The organism is Haloarcula sp. K1 (assembly GCF_001647155.1).
GTDB lineage: Archaea > Halobacteriota > Halobacteria > Halobacteriales > Haloarculaceae > Haloarcula > Haloarcula hispanica.
Genome location: NZ_LRHL01000034.1, coordinates 186,431 through 202,734, shown reverse-complemented (window position 1 = coordinate 202,734; position 16,304 = coordinate 186,431). Strand labels below are relative to the sequence as shown.

Sequence of the window (16,304 nt, the reverse complement as noted above, 5' to 3'; positions counted from 1 at the left end):
TGGTTAGAATCCGGAGTTCTTGGGTGCACGAGTACCGTCGTGCGGGGTCGGCGTGACGTCCTCGATGCGACCGATCTCCAGACCTGCTCGGGCGAGTGCGCGGATCGTCGCCTGCGCACCCGGACCGGGCGAGGTCTGGAGGTTGCCGCCGGGACCGCGGACCCGGACGTCGACGCCCTCGACACCGCGGTCGAGGGCTTTCTCCGCAACGACCTCGGCCATCTGCATCGCCGCGTACGGCGACGCTTCGTCGCGGTTCTGTTTGACGACCGTCCCGCCGGAGCTCTTCGCGAGCGTCTCAGCGCCGGTCTGGTCGGTGATGGTGATGATCGTGTTGTTGAACGATGCGTGTACGTGGGCGATGCCCCAGATGTCTTCGGTTTCTTCGCTCATTCTTGGGCCTCCGCGCGCTCAGGATGGAGTTCGTCCGACAGCGAGCTGTGCTCGTCGAAGCCGACCGAGCTCTCGACGGCGGTCTCCACCGTCATGCCGGGTCGAGTGACGCGAGCGTCGTCCAGCACGATGTGTCCGTGGACGATGAACTGGCGGGCCTGCTCGGGCGTGTTCGCGTAGCCCTTGCGGTAGACGACCGTCTGCAGGCGACGTTCCAGCACGTCGGTCACGTCGAGCGACAGCACGTCGTCGAGCTGGTCCTGCTCGTTGAGGATGCCGTAGCGCTTGAGCCGAGCGAGGAACTCCTCGGACTCGGTCTCGTGCTCGCCGGCGCTGCCCAGCAGCTTCCGGGCCTCGCGGCGGTAGCCGCGGAGCTCGGACTGTGCGCGCCAGAGCTCTTCTTTGTTCTTCAGGCCGTAGCGGCCGATGAGGTTGGCCTCGTCGGCGATGCGTTCGCCCTGGAAGGGATGATTCGGCGTCTCGTAGAACTTCGTGTTCGAACCAAGCGCCATTATTCGTCATCCTCCGCGGCGGCTTCCTCAGCCTGCTCTTCTTTGATCGCCTCGACGTTGACGCCGATGGTTCCCTCCGTCCGGCCGGTGGACTTGGTACGCTGTCCACGGACCTTCTGGCCGCGTTTGTGGCGGACACCGCGGTAGGAGTCGATCATCTTCATGCGGTTGATGTCCTGCCGGCGGGTGAGCTGGAGGTCGTTGCCGGTCTCGTGGGTGGTCTCACCGGTGAAGTAGTCCTTCTGGTGATTGGCCATCCACTCGGGCACCTCGTCAGCGAAGTTCTCGACGTGGTCGACGACGCGCTCGATGACGTCGTCGTCGAGCTTGCCGAAGACCGCGCGCCGGTCCACGTCCGCCTTCTGGGTGATGATTCGGGCGGCCCGGTGGCCGATACCGTTCAGTTCTGTCAGTGCTCGCTCGACGGATTTCGTCCCGTCGAGGTCTGTCTGTCCGATACGGACGAAATAGCGGATGTCCTCCTCCTCTTCGGCATCCGCGTCCTCGCCCGCGTTGGGGTCTTCTGCACTCATATGTAGGTACTGATGGGTGAGCGTCGTGGCGGGGATTCGAACCCCGGAGGCTGTACGCCACAGAGTTAGCAACCCTGCGCCTTGGGCCAGGCTTGGCTACCACGACACGCGTTCTATGACACTCGCGCCCGCAGCACGCGGACTCGGGGGCTGGTCCCCCTACACGAGTCTATCCGATTCTATTCCGGGGTTGTATTTAAACGCAACGAAGGGGCCCGACAGCGTGACTTCGGGACATACCCACAGAGACATGGAATCGCAAGCATCGCTGCACTTGTCAGGTGCCAGCACAACACATTCATCGATAGGCGCCCATGTCGACGTATGCGCCGGCGCGTTACCGACGGCGGCAACAGCGTCGACCCGACCGACCGAACAGCGGTCCGTGACCATCTGGAACGGTTCTCAGGGTCCGGCACGGTTACCGAAACGGACGACGGCACCCTCCGGGCCGACTTCAGCGGCCGAACCCACGTCGCAGTGGCCCCCGACGGGACATTAGACACCGGCATGCCGCTGCACTCGTTTGCCGGGACGCCGGAGCGACTCGTGTTCGACCACGACAGCGGCGAGTTGCGCGCCGAGTTGGACGGGGAGAGCGTCTACGTGTTTCGACGTCCATAGAGAAATAGTGTTCTTCGCGCACGCGAGAGTGACACATTAGAACTTATCCGCTGTTGCGGGGCCGGGGCAGCAGACTGCCCGCATTCGACGGGTCACAATCCTTATCGCACCTCCGAGACCTACTCCTGTGCATGAATACAGACGACGTACGCGAGCGCCTGCGAACGGTCGAGGACCCGGACCTCGGAGCTGACATCGTCTCACTCGGGCTGATAAACAGTATCGACGTGACCGACGACGAGGTCAGCATCGACCTGGCGCTCGGTGCGCCGTACTCGCCGACGGAGACGAGCATCGCGAACGAGGTCCGCGAGGCGCTGGGTGACACCGATCAGGAGATAGACCTCTCGGCGAGCGTCGACCGCGGCGTCCCAGAGGCCGAGGACCCGCTCCCGAAGGTCAAGAACGTCATCGCGGTCGCCTCGGGGAAGGGTGGGGTCGGCAAGTCCACCGTCGCGGTGAACCTCGCCGCCGGCCTCTCGCGGCTCGGCGCCCGCGTCGGCCTGTTCGACGCCGACGTGTACGGCCCGAACGTCCCGCGGATGCTCGACGCCGACGAATCGCCGCGCGCGACCGAGGACGAGGAGATAATTCCCGTCGAGAAACACGGGATGAAGCTGATGAGCATGGACTTCCTCGTCGGCAAGGACGACCCGGTTATCTTCCGCGGCCCGATGGTCGACAACGTGCTCACACAGCTCTGGGACGACGTGCTGTGGGGCGAACTCGACTACATGGTCGTGGACCTGCCGCCGGGAACCGGCGACACGCAACTGACGATGCTCCAGCAGGTGCCCGTCTCCGGAGCCGTCATCGTCACGACCCCGGAGGAAGTCGCGCTCGACGACGCCCGGAAAGGGCTCCGGATGTTCGGCCGCCACGAGACGCCGGTCCTGGGTATCGTCGAGAACATGTCCTCGTTCGTCTGTCCGGACTGTGGCGGCACACACGACATCTTCGGCAGCGGCGGCGGCCGCGAGTTCGCCGACGAGACGGAGATGCCGTTCCTCGGGGAGATCCCGCTCGACCCCGAAGTCAGGGAAGGGGGCGCGACCGGGGAACCGCTCGTCCTCGACGAGGACAGCGACGTCGGCGAGTCGTTCCGCGACATCGCCGCCCGCACCGCCAACATGCAGGGCATTATCCACCGAAAGCGCCAGAGCGACAGCCAGCGCGCCCAGCCAGAGCAGTAAGGGTTCAGAGCCGATACAGCAGCGGCTCAGTCACCGGCAAGAAACAGAGAGAAAGAACCGAATTACGCTTCGACCGGGTTGTTCATCTTCCGGGTGACGTAGCCGGCGATGCGGTTGCGGACACCCTTGGATTCGATGTTGGTCAGTTCCTCGACGACGTCTTTGTTGTGTTCGAAGTCTGCACCGAAGGCGTCAGGGTATCGCTCCATGAGGAGCGTCCCGGTCTTCTTGACGTAGGCGGGTTTGATTGCCATGCGCGCTACTTGCTTGGTCGCACTCAAAAAGGGTTCGGAACGGACCACGCACGCGAACGTTTATCAGTAGGGGTGGAACGACCCGTTACCGTGCGCTGAACGTCGCCGTGGCAGGGTCCGCGAGAGTGCGACACAGTCTGTCACGAGTCGTCGTGTGTCGCCTGTGTGCCCCTCATTCCGTGCGGCGTCCCTACCACTCGGCGTCGACCAGGTCGCGTACGCGCTCGAAAGCCGCTCGCTCGCGTTCGCCGCCGGCCGTTTCGACCACGGACTCGAAGTACGCGAGACGGTCTAGCAGCGTCTCGCTGTCGTAGCTGGGCACGTCAAGTCGCGAGGCCGCGACGGTCGCCTCGACGACGGCGGCGTGGCCGCGGTTCGTCGTCGGCACGACCCGCCGCGTGACGGCGCTGTCGACGGGGTGTAGCGCCCATTCGACCCACTGGGTGTCCCCCTTCGAGCCAGAGTCACGCCGCTCCACATCGACTTCGACCCACGCGTCCACGCTATCGAGGACAGGGACGTCTTCCTCGCGGACCGACAGCGCCGCCTCGGCGAAGTCGACCGGGTCGCGCGTGAACTGGACGTAGCCGCCCCCACGCTCCCGGAAGTTCCGCCAGGTCCGGGTCCGGCCCCACGTCGTCGCCGTGGCTGGTCCGTCGCCGTCCGGCGCATGGACACCCAGTGCGGCGACGTTCCAGCGGTCGTTTGGTCCAAGCGTAGTGACGACGGTCTCGGAGACGCCGGAAAGGGCGACCGGCCACTCCGTCCCGGAGCCACCGGAGTCCGGGCCGCCATCTCCAGAGGAATCCCTGGTCACACTTCGAGCCCCCGTTCGAGCGCGACGAACAGCGCGCCCGCAACGAGATCAGCAGTCGTTCCGGGGTTGATGTCCCGCTCGACGAACTCCTCGGCGAGGCCGGTCGCGGTTTCCGCACCCTCGAGGACAGCCTGTGCCCGTCGCTGGACCTCCTCAGCGGTTTCGCGGTCCTGCCGCGTGACGATGAAGGTGTCCGGTTCCGCCGCGAGCAGTTCGATGAACACGTCCGATGCGCGGTCGGCGACCGGACCGGATCCGTCCAGTAGCCACTCGCTGGCCTCGAACACGCGCTCGAAACCGGACACCCACTCGGCGGCCACGCCATCGACATCCGCGCTGGACTGCATCACGTCGAACAGCGTCATCTCACGCGCGCGGAGTTCCGGAATCGCGTCGCGTCCGCGGCGAACGTCGAGCGGCTCCAGCCCGTCGGGCGGGTCGTCGACGGCCACGTCGACATGTTCGAAGGCGCGGTAGAACGCCGCCGCGTCCTCGACGGTCGTCTCATGAACCACAGCATCGACATCGGATGGTGACAGTCGCCCGTCCGCGGCCGCGGCGGCAAGGGGCGTGAGTACCAGCAGGGCCCCGAACTGGGTGTTCCCGCCGGACTGGTCCGCCATCCCGTCGACGGCGGCCTCGAACGCGGGACCAACCGGGTCGCCCGCAGCCGCGCGGTCAAGCCCCGGACGCGCCCCCACAGCCCCGGCCATGAAATGCTCGAACCGCAGGTCGTCGTACTCCCGCTCGCGGTCGACGTTGCCGGGCTTCGGCGTCCCGGAGACCTCCAGCAGCAGTGCAAGCTGGGCGTTCTGTGCAACCGACCGTTCGCTCACAGTGGCACCTCCAACGCGAACCACTCCGCTGTCGTCGCTCGGATCTCGTCGAGCGTCTCCGGCTTGTCGCTCGCGCGACCGACGCTGACGGCGTCAGCGCCGTACGAAAGGTACTCCCGTGCCGTCTCTCTCCCTCGAACGCCGTTGTTCGCGACGACGAACAGGTCGGTGGCGTCGGCCACGTCGGCGACGACCGACTCGGAGTCCATCGCGTCGACGTGGAACAGGTCTCCACCAGCGTCTTCGATGGCTTGAGCGACAGCTGGGAGCGAGACGCCATCAAGTTCGGCACGGCCCTTCACCGACACCGTCGCCCCTGTCGACGCTGCTGTTTCCACGAACGCCGCCAGTCGTTCCGGCTCCCGGAGCAGCGCCTCGCCGGCACCCGCGGCGCACATCTCGTCCTGCCGACAGTGGGCGTTGATCTCGATGATGGCGTCGTGGCGCTGACAGACGGCGGCGACACGCTCGACGGGGCCAAGCGTCGCGCTCCGGACGTTGAACGCCGGGCGCAGTGGTGCGTCCGCAAGCGCGCCGAGCTGGTCGTCGACGAACGCGACCGGGTCATCGGGCAGGAACTCGGAGCGGTCGCGGTCCGTCATCGCTCGGGCGGCCTCGCGGGTCCGGTCGTCGAGCGCGATACCGCCGAGGAACGCACACCCGACGTGGGACTCGACCGTGCGGGCCCACGACGCGTCGGCCTCGCCGCTCAGACTCGCGAGGGCGAGTCGCGGCTCGAACATCAGGCCACCTCCGAGAGAGCTGTTTCGACGGCACGGTTCACCCGTTCAGCGTCGGCCGCGTCGTCGAGGGTCGTATCGGTTCTGACGACCGGCACGTCGAGCAGCGTGGAATCGTCGTCGTCCAGTACGAACGCGTCAGCGAAGGGGTACGCCTCGGCCACGCCGCCAGTGCTGGGCTCCAGCCCGACGCCGGCCATCAGGTCCGCCGCCGGCCCGGAAAACACCGTGTCCTCGATAAACGGCGAGACGGCGACGACCGTTGTCTCGTGTAGCGCCTGCTCGAACTCATCGATGGCGAGCATCGGCCCGAGCGAGGTCACGGGGTTCGACGGGCCGATGACAACCGTATCGTCAAGTGCGGTCAGGACGGCATCCGTCGCGCTGGCCCGTTCTGCGCCCCTGAACTCAACATCTTCGACCGGCGGCACCCCGTTCCGACCGACCCACCACTCCTGAAAGTGCATCGGACCGCTCGGCGTGTGGATGATGGAAGCGACCGGGTCGTCGCTCATCGGTAACAGTGTCCGGTCCAACCCGAACGCGTCGGCGAGCGTCCGCGTCACGGCTGTGAGTGATTGGCCCTCGTCTAGGAGCGAGGTGCGCGTGACGTGGACCGCGCGGTCCCGGTCGCCGATGTGCATGAACTCCGCAACGCCGGAGAAGCGGCGCCAGCGGGCAATACTTCGGCCCTCAGTCTGCGCGTCGTCGGGGAGGTATCGAGGACCACTATCCAGCCCCGCGGCGTCGGCGAGCCGCGTCAGTTCACTGTGTGTCTCGGCGGTGTCGTCGGCGATACCCCACCAGGTCTCCCGGTCGAGGACCTCACCGTCGAGAAACAGGACGGTATCGAGGTCCGGGCACACGAGATGGCCTCCCAGTTCGATATCGTCGCCGGTGTTGGCGACGACAGTCGTCGCCGCCGGCGAAAACACGTCGTCGGCACCGGCGAGGAGCTTCGGCGTTCCCGTCCCGCCGGCGAGAAACGTCACCATGTCTCGACGTAGGGGGAACTGACAGTATAAACGTGGCCACTGAAACTGGTCGGAGCTGGAAAGCAGTCTGGCGGAGACAGTGTTCTATTCAGAGAATCACAGCTGAGAATTGGGTGGGTAGAGTGAAGGGTATCGGTAGGATAGGCAGGGTAACGGGTGCTATGCCCATCGTGAATCCACACCGCTTCGCGCCTGCAGCCTCCAACGAAGAGTACGTCTACGGGTCCTGTGCGCCGGGCTGGCATTCGGCCGCCACGCATCAGGACGCTCTCGACGATTGGATCGCACATATGCAGGCACACGACATCGAGCGGGTCTGCTGTCTGCTTCCCGGACAACAGCTCGACGACGCTGGGGCCAACATCCAGCGCTATCGGGAGGCCTTCGGAGCGTCATCAGTCCGCCACGTACCGGTTCCCGACCACCAACTCATCCCCCAAGACCGCCTCCACGACGATATTCTGCCGTTCCTGGTTGACGCCTGTGAGACAGAAGAGCGGGTCGTCGTTCATTGCCTGGCCGGCATCGGCCGCACCGGACAGGTACTCGCCGCGTGGCTGGTGTATCATTACGACTACGGCCCCGACCGCGCCATCGAAACTGTCCAAGAGATGGGCCGTGACCCGCAAGACGCTATCGAATCGGGGAACGCGACTGAAGCGGAGCTGTCCAGTCTGCTGTCGTCGGTCGCACGCTTGTAAAAGGCCCCGTCGGTGCTCAGTCCGTCCGCGGGAGGAGCCGCGCGCCGACGGCAAAGCCGACGACGGCACAGACTGTGAGAACGGCGAGTGGGGCGAGTGCTTCACCGGTTCCGGTTGTCGCCGCACGGACGCCACGCGAGAAGTACGTCAGCGGCGAGAGCCAGGTCGGGAGCCACGCGGGCAGGAGGGTCTGTGGGACGAACGTCTCCGAGAGGAAGAGCAGCGGGAGCGCGAGGCCGTTGCTCGCCGCGATGACGCCGTCCTGTGAGTCCGCAAGGCTGCCCAGCATCGCACCGACGGCACAGAACAGCGCGACGCCGAGGCCGACAAAGGGGAGTAGGAGCACAGAGGGGCGGATGGTCGCGCCGGTCAGCCACACCATCATGCCGAGTATGATGAGGCCGGCGATGCCGATGATGACGACGTTGACAAACGTCTGTGCCAGTAGCCACTCGGTTCGGGTCAGCGGCGTCGTTGCCAGTTTCTCGAAGCGGTTGCCGTCCCGATGCCGCGCCACCTCGCTACCGACGCGGGAGAGTGGCGTAAACAGGACGACGACGGCCAGATAGCCCGGCGCGTAGAAGCTCGGCGGCTCTGTGAACAGCCCGCCGCCGCCCGGCTGGGTCTGGACTAGCACGCCGAAGATGACGACAATGATGACCGGGAAGAAGAAGGTGAAGAAGACGGCTGTCCGTCGCCGGAGGAAAGCCAGCGACGCCGCGCGCGTCTCCGATGCGAGTCGCCCCAGTCGGCTCATTGGACACCACCTGCCGCCGGCTCTGTCCGGCGCGGTTCACCGCGCTGGCCGACAGCCGTTCCGGTGAGTTCGAGGTACACGTCCTCTAAGTCAGGCTGTTTCCAGGTGAGGCTGTCGTACTCGATGCCCGCCTGGCCCAGTTGCTCGGTGATGTTGCCGATGGACTCCGGGCGGATGCCGTAGACGACCAGCCGGCCGTTCCGGATCGCTGTCTCCGCCGGGTAGTCGATGGCTGAAACGGCGGCCTCGTCGAAAGTTCCGTCGACGATGAGTTGGCTGTCGCCGCCGTGTTCGGCCACGAGCTGGTCCGGCGAGTCGAGTGCGATGAGTGTCCCGTCGGCGAGGAGGCCGACGCGGTCCGCGAGCCGCTGGGCCTCCTCCATGTAGTGGGTCGTGACGAGTATCGTCACGCCGCGGTCGGCAAGCCCCTCCAGCAGTCGCCAGAGGTCACGCCGACCGGCCGGGTCGATGCCGGTGGTCGGTTCGTCCAGCACAAGGAGGTCCGGGTCGTTGATGAGCGCCGTCGCGACGCAGGCCCGTCGCTGCTGGCCACCCGAGAGGTTCTCGTATGTCGTGCTGGCAGTGTCGGTCAGACCGACATCGTCAAGGACGGCTTCGACATCGCGAGTGTCATCGTACAGACCGGCGTAGTATTCCAGCAGCTCCCGCGCGGTCAGCCGCTCGTGGGGCGAAAACGACTGTGGCAGCAGACCGATTCGGTCGCGGGCGACCGTTCTGGGCGACTGGCCGAACAGCCGAACCTCGCCGGTCGCGTCTGTCGTTCCGGTCAACGCCCGTACCAGCGTTGTCTTGCCAGCCCCGTTGGGACCGACCAGCGCGAGCACCTCTCCGGTGGTTGCCGTCAGCGAAACGCTGTCGAGTGCAACCGTATCGCCGTAGCGCCGCCCGACATCCGACGCGACCAGTACCTCGTCCATGCGCCCTCGTCCGGTCGGGTGGCCGAAAGCAGTTCCGTTCTCGCGCGACTATCGGCTACACGTTACGGCCACATCTCAGACAGACGGCCGGAAGCCACGGCTTGTCCGTGACGACTGGTTGGGTGTCTTCGCAGTGATCACAGAACTCAGTTTTCGTCGCCATTTGCCGAATATGTCACGGCAGAACAATAAATAGGTTGTTGTGCGGTAGATCTTCGCAAACCGATGGCAGCTCCGGCACGGGATTCCACTGACATCACGATACCCTGTTACATGACGTGCGACCGGACCTCGCGTACGATAGCGTCCACGTCGAACTCCTCACTGGCCTCGGCTTTGTCGTAGACGGTCTCGTCGTCGACACTGATTCTGAACACGCCGTGGTCGCCCATGACGAGCCGAACGCTGTCGAGTTCCCGCTCCAGTCCGGATAAAATCGCCTGCTGAACATCTACTGCTCGCTCGCGGAACCCACACGGGACGCAGTATTCGATTTCGACAGAGCTCATACCGGCTTTCACGGCTGTCTGCGTGAAAGCTCTATGGTCGGTCGACCAGCGTTCGGAGCCGACCGACGAGCGTCACGTCAAAGCGGTGGACGCCGTACAGCAGTCCGACCGAGGTGATGAACACTACCGTCGAGAGGCCGTACGACTGGGACAGTGCCGCCTGTGACAGCGTCGCCCCGACGCCGACGAACCCGCCCAGTATCGACGCGATAATCGGGAGGACACAGGAGACACACGAAAAGAGGCCGACGATGCCGCCCACTGCGCCGCCACTTGCATCGACAGCAGTCACGAACACCAGGTACGAAAGCGCCAGATAGCCGGCGATCTTCCACGGGATGAGCACCACGCTCAGGGTTGCGCCGCTGAACACGACCGTCGGCGAGAACCCGGGCGGGGCTTGTGTGACCAGCCGGAGGCCAGTTCCCTGACCGCCTGTGCCGTACACGCCGCCGACGTACCCCAGCACGAGCAGGTAGCCCAGGGCGACGACCGCACTGCCGAGCGTCCGCCGGCGACTGGTCAGTTCCGGGCGCACTCGCAGGACAACGAGACCGGCGACGTTGAGCCAGATGAACGGGAACAGCAGCAGGAACGGGTCCGTTGCGGGCTGGGACGTATTGACGACGTAGCCCAGAATGAGGATGAATTCCGCGTTCAACACGGCTGCCCAGGTCACCAGCGAGCGCGTGTCCGGGATTACATCTCTGAAGGTTGCTGTCGTGGTACTCATAGTGCGAGTGCGTCGACGACGATGGCAATCAGGACCGCCCCGAGGTAGGCGTTCGACGCGTGGAACGCCCGGAATGCCGCCGCTTCGGTCTGCTCGCGGTGGAGCAAGATGACGGCCCAGAGGAACACTGCACCCAGCAACACCGATGTGACGGCGTACAGCCAGCCAAGCGGTGTGAGCACGCCCAGAACACCTGCTGCGATGAGCGTCGCCCCGAGATAGTAGACGATGTGCTTGCGCGTCTCGGTCTCGCCGCGGACGACCGGCATCATCGGGAAGCCGCCCGCCTCGTAGTCATCCTTGTACGCGAGCGCGAGATTGTAGAAGTGCGCTGGCGTCCAGAGGAAGATGACGACGGCGAGGACGATTCCCGGGAGGCCGACCGACCCGTCAGCGGCGACCCAGCCGATGAGCGCCGGCAGCGCGCCGGCGGCCCCGCCGATGACGGTGTTCTGGACGGTGTTGGGCTTCAGTACGAGCGTGTAGATGACGCTGTAGAACACAATCGCGGTCAATCCGAGGACCGCTACGAGTGCGTTCACCTGCCAGAACAGCCACAGCGAGGCGAGCGACAGGAGCAGGCCGAAAGTCAGTGCGTTCCGGACCGGAACCTGATGGGTCGCGATGGGACGGTCCGAGGTCCGGTCCATGCGCTTGTCGATGTCCCGTTCGAGAACGTGGTTGAACGTCCCCGACGCGCCGATAGAGAGGACGCCACCCCCGAGCGTGAGCAACACCGTCCGAACAGTGAGCGTCTGCCCGGCGGCGAGTGCCATTCCGGCCGCGGCGACCAGACACAGGAGCCACATCAGCCGGGGCTTCATCAGGCGGAAGTACGCCGATGCGGTCTCGACGATGCGCTCGCGGGTGGAGAGCGTCGGCGACCGTGCCGGACCGTCGTCGGCTGGCTCCGGCGCGAGTGTCGGGTTCTTCACGGGGGTCTCGTCATCACTGCCCGTCTCAGCTTCGAGGTGCCACGCCAGAGCCAGCACGAACGAGCCGAAGATACCCATCCCCAGAGCGAGGTGGGCGCCGGGGAGCGCCGTCTCGGTGCTCGTCGCGACGACGGCACCGAGCGCTATCTGGACCGGGTACAGCGCGGTGCCGAGGAGGATAGCTGCCTTGACGCGGCCGCGACAGCTGGATCGGAGCCCGATAACGGCCACAGCCACCACGAAGAGTCCGACGGCGGCTGCGACGAGTCGGTGTCCCCAGGCGACCAGCAGGGCCGTGTTCGTCACGTCGACCGGTCCGTCACACAGCGGCCATGTAGTACAGGCTGCTGCCGCATCGGTGAGCGTTGTCGTCGCGCCGGCGAGAACTAGCAAGTACACGCCGACGGCGGTCGCGGCGAGCAGCCCGGTGAAGGTCCGGCTCTCTGCCATTATTGTATCCTTCGATGCTGGCCACTTAGACCTCGCGATTCCGCTGTCTCCGTCCGGAGCCGTTCCGCTGCCCTATCGCTACAAATCGGGAGCCTGCGGCGAAGACAGCAGTTATTTATCCCCGAAATCCTAAGCCGCATCCATGACCCGGAAACGCGCCGGTCTGGTCGCTCTGTTCGGTGCTGCGTTGCTCGCGCTCGCCGCCGAGCCGGCCGCCGCCGCACAGATTCAGGACTCGACGACGGATAGCCTCATCTGGGGGCTGAACATGAACCTCCTGTACGTCGCTCTCCCGATTACGGTCCTCGTCGAAGGGATTCTGATCTACACTGTCTGGCGGTTCCGTAATCGGGAAGAGGCGCTTCCCACGCAGGAGAACCGCCGACTCGAAGTCACCTGGACCATCGCGACGGCGATCATTCTCCTGTTCGTCGGGGTCGCCTCCTACCAGGTGATGGCGAGCCCGTACGTCACCGCCGAGGCCGGTGACCAGGCCGAACTACAGGAACAGGACACTGAACTCATTACCGTCGAAGCCCAGCGGTACGGCTGGACGTTCTACTACAACGAATCGAGTTGGGATGGCGAGGCGGAGGTGACCACCACGACGAACATGAAGATACCGGCTAATCAGGACGTATCCTTGCGGGTTACGTCGACTGACTGGCTACACGCGTTCCACGTTCCCGGACTTGGACTGAAATCCGACGCGTTCCCCGGCCAGTACAACCGTCTCCGAACCAACGCGGGTAACACCGGCACGTACCAGCTCTACTGTGCCGAGTACTGTGGCTCTGGTCACTCACAGATGCTCGGGACCGTTGAGGTCGTCCCGCAGGACGAGTACGAGGACTGGCTGGCAGAGCAAAAGAGCGGCGGCGACGACTCCGAAGGCAGCGACAAGTAGCGCGGTAACTGGGCGTCTTTTCCCTTCGAGAACTGCCGGGTTACGGAAGATTATTCTCAGCCAGCAGATCACGAATTTCCGGCAGGGTGAATGGGAGTCACGGTCAGATTGAAGTACCGCGCTGAAGCGGCCTGTCAGTCCGTTACTGAACGACCCATCTTTCAGTCACTTCGCCACTCGAATCAACTGTCAGGTTCAGGCTTTGGTGGCTGCTAACCCTATCACTGAATGCGTGCTTGCCGTCGATATATAATCTGATTCCACAGACCTCAGCGTCCGCCTCGCGGTTGATCCGGACTGATTCGCCTGGTTGAACTGAAAACTCCTTGTTCTGACAGGTGGCAGTTAGCACAACGTCGCCCGAAAAATCACCTGCGACTTGGACTGCCACGAGTTTCGATCCGGCACACATCGACGGCCAACATTCCGGTGTCGATACATCGGAAGGCGGCGTCCCGGTTTCAGTGGCAGTGTCGTTCGGCGTTTCTGTCGCCTTCGGTGCTGAAGAGTTGTTTTCGGTAGTACCGTCAAAATTCCACTCAACACAACCGGAGAGAGAGCTGGAAAGTGCTGAGATTGAGAGGAACTGTCGGCGATGCATGATAGCTGGTGAGACCGGTTGTGTAAGGGTCTTGTGAGGGGCAGGAGAACAGCCACTGGTTTAGCCACGCTATGAGGGGCAGCAGCATGCCGGGGAACGCTATAGACGGATTGAGTACTGCCACCAGCGATTCCCCGACCACAGAGAACAACGAGACAGCGACGGCGCTGCTTGCATTTGGACGAAAAGCGTAGAATCTGAACAGAGAGAGGACGGTGGCAGCAAGACAGCACTCACGAGCAGCCCGGTGGTCAGAACAATTGCCGCGTCGGTCGTCCAGTCCGACCGCTATCCGCAGATGTTGGCAGTCGCGTACACGTTGCCGGTATCGGTTATCTCCACGCCGATGCCGACGAGATTAGCGTTGCGGAGCGTGAGCCGTTCGCGGTAGTCCGGCCACGCCATCCAGTCGTCGACGATCTTTCTGGCGACTTCCTTGTCGGTGGCGTGGAACCGCTCTTTGCCGTCCTCTTCGTACGTTTGTCCGGCGACTGTCTGCTCAACCGCCTCGAACCGGTTTCGGTCCGGTTGCTCTATGTACTCACCCTCCGCAGAGTCGAACGTACACCGGTCATAGAGCCCGGTGTTTTCGTATCGGTCTTTGCTGGAGACACCGTCGATCTTGTGGATCGCCTGCCCTTCGACGGCCATCTGCTCGCTGTGGCCCTTTGCCATCTCGTTCAGATCCTCTTCAGTCCGGAGTCCCGACTCGAACGCTGGGACACCTGCAGCCTTGCGTTCCTCGTTGAGGAACTGCCGGACGTAGTCGGAGACGTTCTGTTCATTGAACTTCCGTGCCGGGATCGACTCCTGTTTCGGGGTCGCAGTCTCGGCCGGTGTCGCCGTCCCGTTTGCTCCTGGCGTCGGTGTTGGCGTAGTGCTATTGCCCGCCGTCGCCGTCGTCGTTGAGCCACCGCTACCGTCGTCGCTCTGTGAGTCAGTTGTCTGTGTCGTCGTATCCGCTGTCCCGCCCGCGAACTGTGCTCCGACAAGCACTCCCGTCCCCAAGACCACGAGGAGCACCACGGCGGCGATAGCGAGTAACCCTTTCTTTACCATATACGACGGATAGATTACAGAGGTATGTAAGCTTGATTCTTCATATACTTCATCTGATTTTCATTTCGTCTACTGTCGCCGGTGACGATAACCCATATATGCCACGGGCGGCCACTGCCGGTATGGTCGAGAACGTTATCTGGCCGGCGGCACTCGACGCCAACCGTTCGCGCAGCGACGGGCGTCGCGTGTCACTGGATCTGGCCGTCGAGGACCCGACTGTCGACGAGATCGCTAAAGCCGTCCAGCAGGTCGGTTACGACGCGGTCATCGAGCGGGACAAGACGTATCCACGCGAGTACGAAGCCCGCGGGCGAGTCGTCGTCAAGGACGCGGACGACGCGACGAAAAGCGACCTGCTCGGGGCTGTGGCGGCCTACATGCAGGCGCTACGTGAATGAAACGCATCGGCACTGTCTCGCGGGTCGCACAGGGACTGGCCGTCGTCCGGGCACCCGACGACGAGTACGCGTCCGTGGGAACCGACGTGGTCAACGAGGAACTCCAGACGGTTGGCTCCGTCGTCGACGTGTTCGGTCCGGTCGAGCGCCCGTATCTCGCTGTCTCGCCGAACGACAGCGTGCATCTCCCAGCGCTGGTCGGCACAGTCCTGTACGCGCGGTAAGAGCCCTCCGAACCGCCGACGTCTGTCAACATCTGCTTCGTAACGCTCAAACCGGTTCCTGCAGGACGTGTGTGCATGGAGCGACGGTGGCGAATCCTCGGCGGTTGTGGCCTTATCGCTGGTATCTTCCTGTTCGTCCAACTCGGCGCGCTGGCGCTGGTCCAGCCCTTCGAATCGGCTGGGTACCAGGCCGTCGAAGACCCGTCTGACCCCACGAACAGCCTCATGTACGTCGGGGCGATTCTGGTCGCAACGGCAGTTATGTTGCTTGCCTTCCGCTACGACGTTGACCAGCTCATTCGCGGGCTCATCGTCTTCTCGTCGGCCTGGCTCTCCCTGTACGTGTTTCAGGTGCTGGTCCCGCCGGTGCTCACGTACGCCGGCCTCAACGTCGTTGCCGTCCTGTTGGCGCTGGGCCTGGGGACGGCACTGCTGGTCTATCCCGAGTGGTACGTCATCGACGCCGCCGGTGCGGTGATGGGTGCTGCCGCAGCCGGCCTGTTTGGCATCAGTTTCGGGGTGTTGCCAGCGCTCGTCCTGCTGACTGTACTCGCCGTGTACGATGCGATCAGCGTCTACGGGACTGAGCACATGCTCACGCTGGCCTCGGGCGTCATGGACCTCAAGGTCCCCGTCGTCCTCGTGATCCCGATGACGCTGTCGTACTCCTATCTCGACGCAACGGCGGCGGATTCGGTAGCAGAAGACGAGACTGACGACGACGCAACGGCGGCGGACGACGCGGCCGAGGAGCCGGCGACCACAGAACACGGAGCCGACGCGGACGGTCCGGCGGTTGCGGATGGGAGCCAGCCGGCGGAGCGTCCCGACGAAGCGACAGAGACTGGCAAAGCAGACGAAACTGCTGACGTTCACGCCGACCCGCTAGAGCGCGACGCGCTGTTTATCGGGCTCGGTGACGCCATCATCCCGTCGATACTCGTCGCCAGCGCCGCCTTTTTTGCCTCGTCGGACGTACTGTCAGTGTTCGGCGTCCCGTTGCCGGCGCTGACCGCGATGCTCGGGTCCTACGTCGGCCTGGCGATACTGCTGTGGATGGTGCTGAAGGGGCGCGCACACGCAGGACTCCCACTCTTGAACGGTGGAACCATCGCCGGCTACATCGTCGGCGCACTCGCCGCCGGTATTAGTCTGATAGACGCCCTCGGTCTCGGCCCGTACCTCTAATTCT

The 16,304-nt window shown here is 64.3% G+C and carries 22 protein-coding genes and 1 tRNA gene; 7 read left to right on the top strand and 16 right to left on the bottom strand.

Annotated features, from left to right (window positions below; genetic code table 11):
- Positions 1 to 3 precede the first annotated feature (3 nt).
- From AV929_RS11655 to AV929_RS11640, 4 genes are all read right to left on the bottom strand, one after another.
- The gene (locus AV929_RS11655) at positions 4 to 393 is read right to left on the bottom strand and encodes a 30S ribosomal protein S11 (protein WP_004516802.1); all 390 of its coding nucleotides are present in this window, start codon (positions 391 to 393) and stop codon (positions 4 to 6) included.
- Positions 390 to 905, bottom strand: coding sequence for a 30S ribosomal protein S4 (locus AV929_RS11650; protein ID WP_004593562.1), 516 nt, complete (start codon positions 903 to 905; stop codon positions 390 to 392). The genes AV929_RS11655 and AV929_RS11650 overlap by 4 nt, the downstream gene beginning before the upstream one ends.
- Positions 905 to 1,438: a 30S ribosomal protein S13 gene (locus AV929_RS11645; RefSeq protein ID WP_008310371.1), complete on the bottom strand. Its 534-nt coding sequence runs from the start codon at positions 1,436 to 1,438 to the stop codon at positions 905 to 907. The genes AV929_RS11650 and AV929_RS11645 overlap by 1 nt, the downstream gene beginning before the upstream one ends.
- 21 nt (positions 1,439 to 1,459) lie before the next feature.
- Positions 1,460 to 1,544, bottom strand: a tRNA-Ser gene (locus AV929_RS11640).
- 218 nt (positions 1,545 to 1,762) lie between these two features.
- Between AV929_RS11640 and AV929_RS11635 the strand changes: the two genes are divergently transcribed.
- Together AV929_RS11635 and AV929_RS11630 are read left to right on the top strand one after the other, a co-directional pair.
- Positions 1,763 to 2,062 carry a hypothetical protein gene (locus AV929_RS11635; protein ID WP_008310373.1) on the top strand — a complete coding sequence of 100 codons (300 nt, stop codon included), beginning with the start codon at positions 1,763 to 1,765 and terminating at the stop codon, positions 2,060 to 2,062.
- A 131-nt stretch (positions 2,063 to 2,193) separates the two neighbouring features.
- Entirely contained in the window at positions 2,194 to 3,255 is a 1,062-nt protein-coding gene (locus AV929_RS11630; protein WP_064288320.1) for an Mrp/NBP35 family ATP-binding protein, read from the top strand.
- A 62-nt stretch (positions 3,256 to 3,317) separates the two neighbouring features.
- Here AV929_RS11630 and AV929_RS11625 read toward each other — a convergent pair whose 3' ends face one another.
- The 5 genes from AV929_RS11625 to cofD all read right to left on the bottom strand — a co-directional run bounded on the left by AV929_RS11625 (position 3,318) and on the right by cofD (position 6,897).
- The gene (locus AV929_RS11625; RefSeq protein ID WP_004516807.1) at positions 3,318 to 3,509 is read right to left on the bottom strand and encodes a 30S ribosomal protein S17e; all 192 of its coding nucleotides are present in this window, start codon (positions 3,507 to 3,509) and stop codon (positions 3,318 to 3,320) included.
- Positions 3,510 to 3,699: 190 nt separating this feature from the next.
- A complete protein-coding gene (locus AV929_RS11620) occupies positions 3,700 to 4,326 on the bottom strand; it encodes a DUF447 domain-containing protein (protein WP_064288319.1) in 627 nt (208 codons plus the stop codon).
- A complete protein-coding gene (locus AV929_RS11615; protein ID WP_050006908.1) occupies positions 4,323 to 5,186 on the bottom strand; it encodes a triphosphoribosyl-dephospho-CoA synthase in 864 nt (287 codons plus the stop codon). Before AV929_RS11615 ends, AV929_RS11620 begins: the two co-directional genes overlap by 4 nt.
- Positions 5,159 to 5,905, bottom strand: coding sequence for a tRNA-dihydrouridine synthase (locus tag AV929_RS11610; RefSeq protein ID WP_050006909.1), 747 nt, complete (start codon positions 5,903 to 5,905; stop codon positions 5,159 to 5,161). The genes AV929_RS11615 and AV929_RS11610 overlap by 28 nt, the downstream gene beginning before the upstream one ends.
- A complete protein-coding gene (gene cofD, locus AV929_RS11605; RefSeq protein WP_064288318.1) occupies positions 5,905 to 6,897 on the bottom strand; it encodes a 2-phospho-L-lactate transferase in 993 nt (330 codons plus the stop codon). The genes AV929_RS11610 and cofD overlap by 1 nt, the downstream gene beginning before the upstream one ends.
- Positions 6,898 to 7,058: 161 nt before the next feature.
- Between cofD and AV929_RS11600 the strand changes: the two genes are divergently transcribed.
- A complete protein-coding gene (locus AV929_RS11600) occupies positions 7,059 to 7,598 on the top strand; it encodes a dual specificity protein phosphatase family protein (protein WP_023843156.1) in 540 nt (179 codons plus the stop codon).
- A 16-nt stretch (positions 7,599 to 7,614) separates the two neighbouring features.
- On the opposite strand, the gene AV929_RS11595 is transcribed toward AV929_RS11600, so the two are convergent.
- The 5 genes from AV929_RS11595 to AV929_RS11575 all read right to left on the bottom strand — a co-directional run bounded on the left by AV929_RS11595 (position 7,615) and on the right by AV929_RS11575 (position 11,920).
- Positions 7,615 to 8,355 carry an ABC transporter permease gene (locus AV929_RS11595; RefSeq protein WP_050037671.1) on the bottom strand — a complete coding sequence of 247 codons (741 nt, stop codon included), beginning with the start codon at positions 8,353 to 8,355 and terminating at the stop codon, positions 7,615 to 7,617.
- The gene (locus AV929_RS11590; protein ID WP_050006910.1) at positions 8,352 to 9,293 is read right to left on the bottom strand and encodes an ABC transporter ATP-binding protein; all 942 of its coding nucleotides are present in this window, start codon (positions 9,291 to 9,293) and stop codon (positions 8,352 to 8,354) included. Before AV929_RS11590 ends, AV929_RS11595 begins: the two co-directional genes overlap by 4 nt.
- A 269-nt stretch (positions 9,294 to 9,562) precedes the next feature.
- The gene (locus tag AV929_RS11585; protein WP_050006922.1) at positions 9,563 to 9,802 is read right to left on the bottom strand and encodes a SelT/SelW/SelH family protein; all 240 of its coding nucleotides are present in this window, start codon (positions 9,800 to 9,802) and stop codon (positions 9,563 to 9,565) included.
- 31 nt (positions 9,803 to 9,833) lie between these two features.
- On the bottom strand, positions 9,834 to 10,535 hold the full coding sequence (locus AV929_RS11580; protein ID WP_064288317.1) for a hypothetical protein: 702 nt from the start codon (positions 10,533 to 10,535) through the stop codon (positions 9,834 to 9,836).
- Positions 10,532 to 11,920 (bottom strand): heme o synthase, encoded by a 1,389-nt coding sequence (locus AV929_RS11575; protein ID WP_050037667.1) that lies wholly within the window; start codon positions 11,918 to 11,920, stop codon positions 10,532 to 10,534. The genes AV929_RS11580 and AV929_RS11575 overlap by 4 nt, the downstream gene beginning before the upstream one ends.
- A 142-nt stretch (positions 11,921 to 12,062) precedes the next feature.
- Between AV929_RS11575 and coxB the strand changes: the two genes are divergently transcribed.
- Entirely contained in the window at positions 12,063 to 12,827 is a 765-nt protein-coding gene (gene coxB / locus AV929_RS11570) for a cytochrome c oxidase subunit II (RefSeq protein ID WP_064288316.1), read from the top strand.
- Between the two features lie 142 nt (positions 12,828 to 12,969).
- On the opposite strand, the gene AV929_RS22355 is transcribed toward coxB, so the two are convergent.
- Positions 12,970 to 13,428, bottom strand: coding sequence for a hypothetical protein (locus AV929_RS22355; RefSeq protein WP_196219989.1), 459 nt, complete (start codon positions 13,426 to 13,428; stop codon positions 12,970 to 12,972).
- A 288-nt stretch (positions 13,429 to 13,716) separates the two neighbouring features.
- Positions 13,717 to 14,487 carry a CAP domain-containing protein gene (locus tag AV929_RS11565; RefSeq protein WP_014039742.1) on the bottom strand — a complete coding sequence of 257 codons (771 nt, stop codon included), beginning with the start codon at positions 14,485 to 14,487 and terminating at the stop codon, positions 13,717 to 13,719.
- 122 nt (positions 14,488 to 14,609) lie between these two features.
- On the opposite strand from AV929_RS11565, the gene srp19 reads away from it, so the two are divergent.
- From srp19 to AV929_RS11550, 3 genes are all read left to right on the top strand, one after another.
- Positions 14,610 to 14,888, top strand: coding sequence for a signal recognition particle subunit SRP19 (srp19, locus tag AV929_RS11560; RefSeq protein WP_004593581.1), 279 nt, complete (start codon positions 14,610 to 14,612; stop codon positions 14,886 to 14,888).
- On the top strand, positions 14,885 to 15,112 hold the full coding sequence (locus AV929_RS11555) for an H/ACA ribonucleoprotein complex subunit GAR1 (protein WP_050037665.1): 228 nt from the start codon (positions 14,885 to 14,887) through the stop codon (positions 15,110 to 15,112). The genes srp19 and AV929_RS11555 overlap by 4 nt, the downstream gene beginning before the upstream one ends.
- A 75-nt stretch (positions 15,113 to 15,187) precedes the next feature.
- A complete protein-coding gene (locus AV929_RS11550) occupies positions 15,188 to 16,300 on the top strand; it encodes a presenilin family intramembrane aspartyl protease PSH (RefSeq protein WP_064288315.1) in 1,113 nt (370 codons plus the stop codon).
- Positions 16,301 to 16,304: the final 4 nt, after the last annotated feature.

What these genes read in the sequence shown, in the direction of transcription:
- AV929_RS22355 (WP_196219989.1), bottom strand. Translation starts at nt 13,428, where the DNA reads ATGCATCGCCGACAGTTCCTCTCAATCTCAGCACTTTCCAGCTCTCTC.
- AV929_RS11595 (WP_050037671.1), bottom strand. Translation starts at nt 8,355, where the DNA reads ATGAGCCGACTGGGGCGACTCGCATCGGAGACGCGCGCGGCGTCGCTG.
- AV929_RS11575 (WP_050037667.1), bottom strand. Translation starts at nt 11,920, where the DNA reads ATGGCAGAGAGCCGGACCTTCACCGGGCTGCTCGCCGCGACCGCCGTC.
- AV929_RS11630 (WP_064288320.1), top strand. Translation starts at nt 2,194, where the DNA reads ATGAATACAGACGACGTACGCGAGCGCCTGCGAACGGTCGAGGACCCG.
- AV929_RS11645 (WP_008310371.1), bottom strand. Translation starts at nt 1,438, where the DNA reads ATGAGTGCAGAAGACCCCAACGCGGGCGAGGACGCGGATGCCGAAGAG.
- cofD (WP_064288318.1), bottom strand. Translation starts at nt 6,897, where the DNA reads ATGGTGACGTTTCTCGCCGGCGGGACGGGAACGCCGAAGCTCCTCGCC.
- AV929_RS11600 (WP_023843156.1), top strand. Translation starts at nt 7,059, where the DNA reads ATGCCCATCGTGAATCCACACCGCTTCGCGCCTGCAGCCTCCAACGAA.
- AV929_RS11555 (WP_050037665.1), top strand. Translation starts at nt 14,885, where the DNA reads ATGAAACGCATCGGCACTGTCTCGCGGGTCGCACAGGGACTGGCCGTC.
- AV929_RS11650 (WP_004593562.1), bottom strand. Translation starts at nt 905, where the DNA reads ATGGCGCTTGGTTCGAACACGAAGTTCTACGAGACGCCGAATCATCCC.
- AV929_RS11610 (WP_050006909.1), bottom strand. Translation starts at nt 5,905, where the DNA reads ATGTTCGAGCCGCGACTCGCCCTCGCGAGTCTGAGCGGCGAGGCCGAC.
- AV929_RS11550 (WP_064288315.1), top strand. Translation starts at nt 15,188, where the DNA reads ATGGAGCGACGGTGGCGAATCCTCGGCGGTTGTGGCCTTATCGCTGGT.
- AV929_RS11635 (WP_008310373.1), top strand. Translation starts at nt 1,763, where the DNA reads ATGCGCCGGCGCGTTACCGACGGCGGCAACAGCGTCGACCCGACCGAC.
- srp19 (WP_004593581.1), top strand. Translation starts at nt 14,610, where the DNA reads ATGGTCGAGAACGTTATCTGGCCGGCGGCACTCGACGCCAACCGTTCG.
- coxB (WP_064288316.1), top strand. Translation starts at nt 12,063, where the DNA reads ATGACCCGGAAACGCGCCGGTCTGGTCGCTCTGTTCGGTGCTGCGTTG.
- AV929_RS11655 (WP_004516802.1), bottom strand. Translation starts at nt 393, where the DNA reads ATGAGCGAAGAAACCGAAGACATCTGGGGCATCGCCCACGTACACGCA.
- AV929_RS11590 (WP_050006910.1), bottom strand. Translation starts at nt 9,293, where the DNA reads ATGGACGAGGTACTGGTCGCGTCGGATGTCGGGCGGCGCTACGGCGAT.
- AV929_RS11585 (WP_050006922.1), bottom strand. Translation starts at nt 9,802, where the DNA reads ATGAGCTCTGTCGAAATCGAATACTGCGTCCCGTGTGGGTTCCGCGAG.
- AV929_RS11580 (WP_064288317.1), bottom strand. Translation starts at nt 10,535, where the DNA reads ATGAGTACCACGACAGCAACCTTCAGAGATGTAATCCCGGACACGCGC.
- AV929_RS11625 (WP_004516807.1), bottom strand. Translation starts at nt 3,509, where the DNA reads ATGGCAATCAAACCCGCCTACGTCAAGAAGACCGGGACGCTCCTCATG.
- AV929_RS11565 (WP_014039742.1), bottom strand. Translation starts at nt 14,487, where the DNA reads ATGGTAAAGAAAGGGTTACTCGCTATCGCCGCCGTGGTGCTCCTCGTG.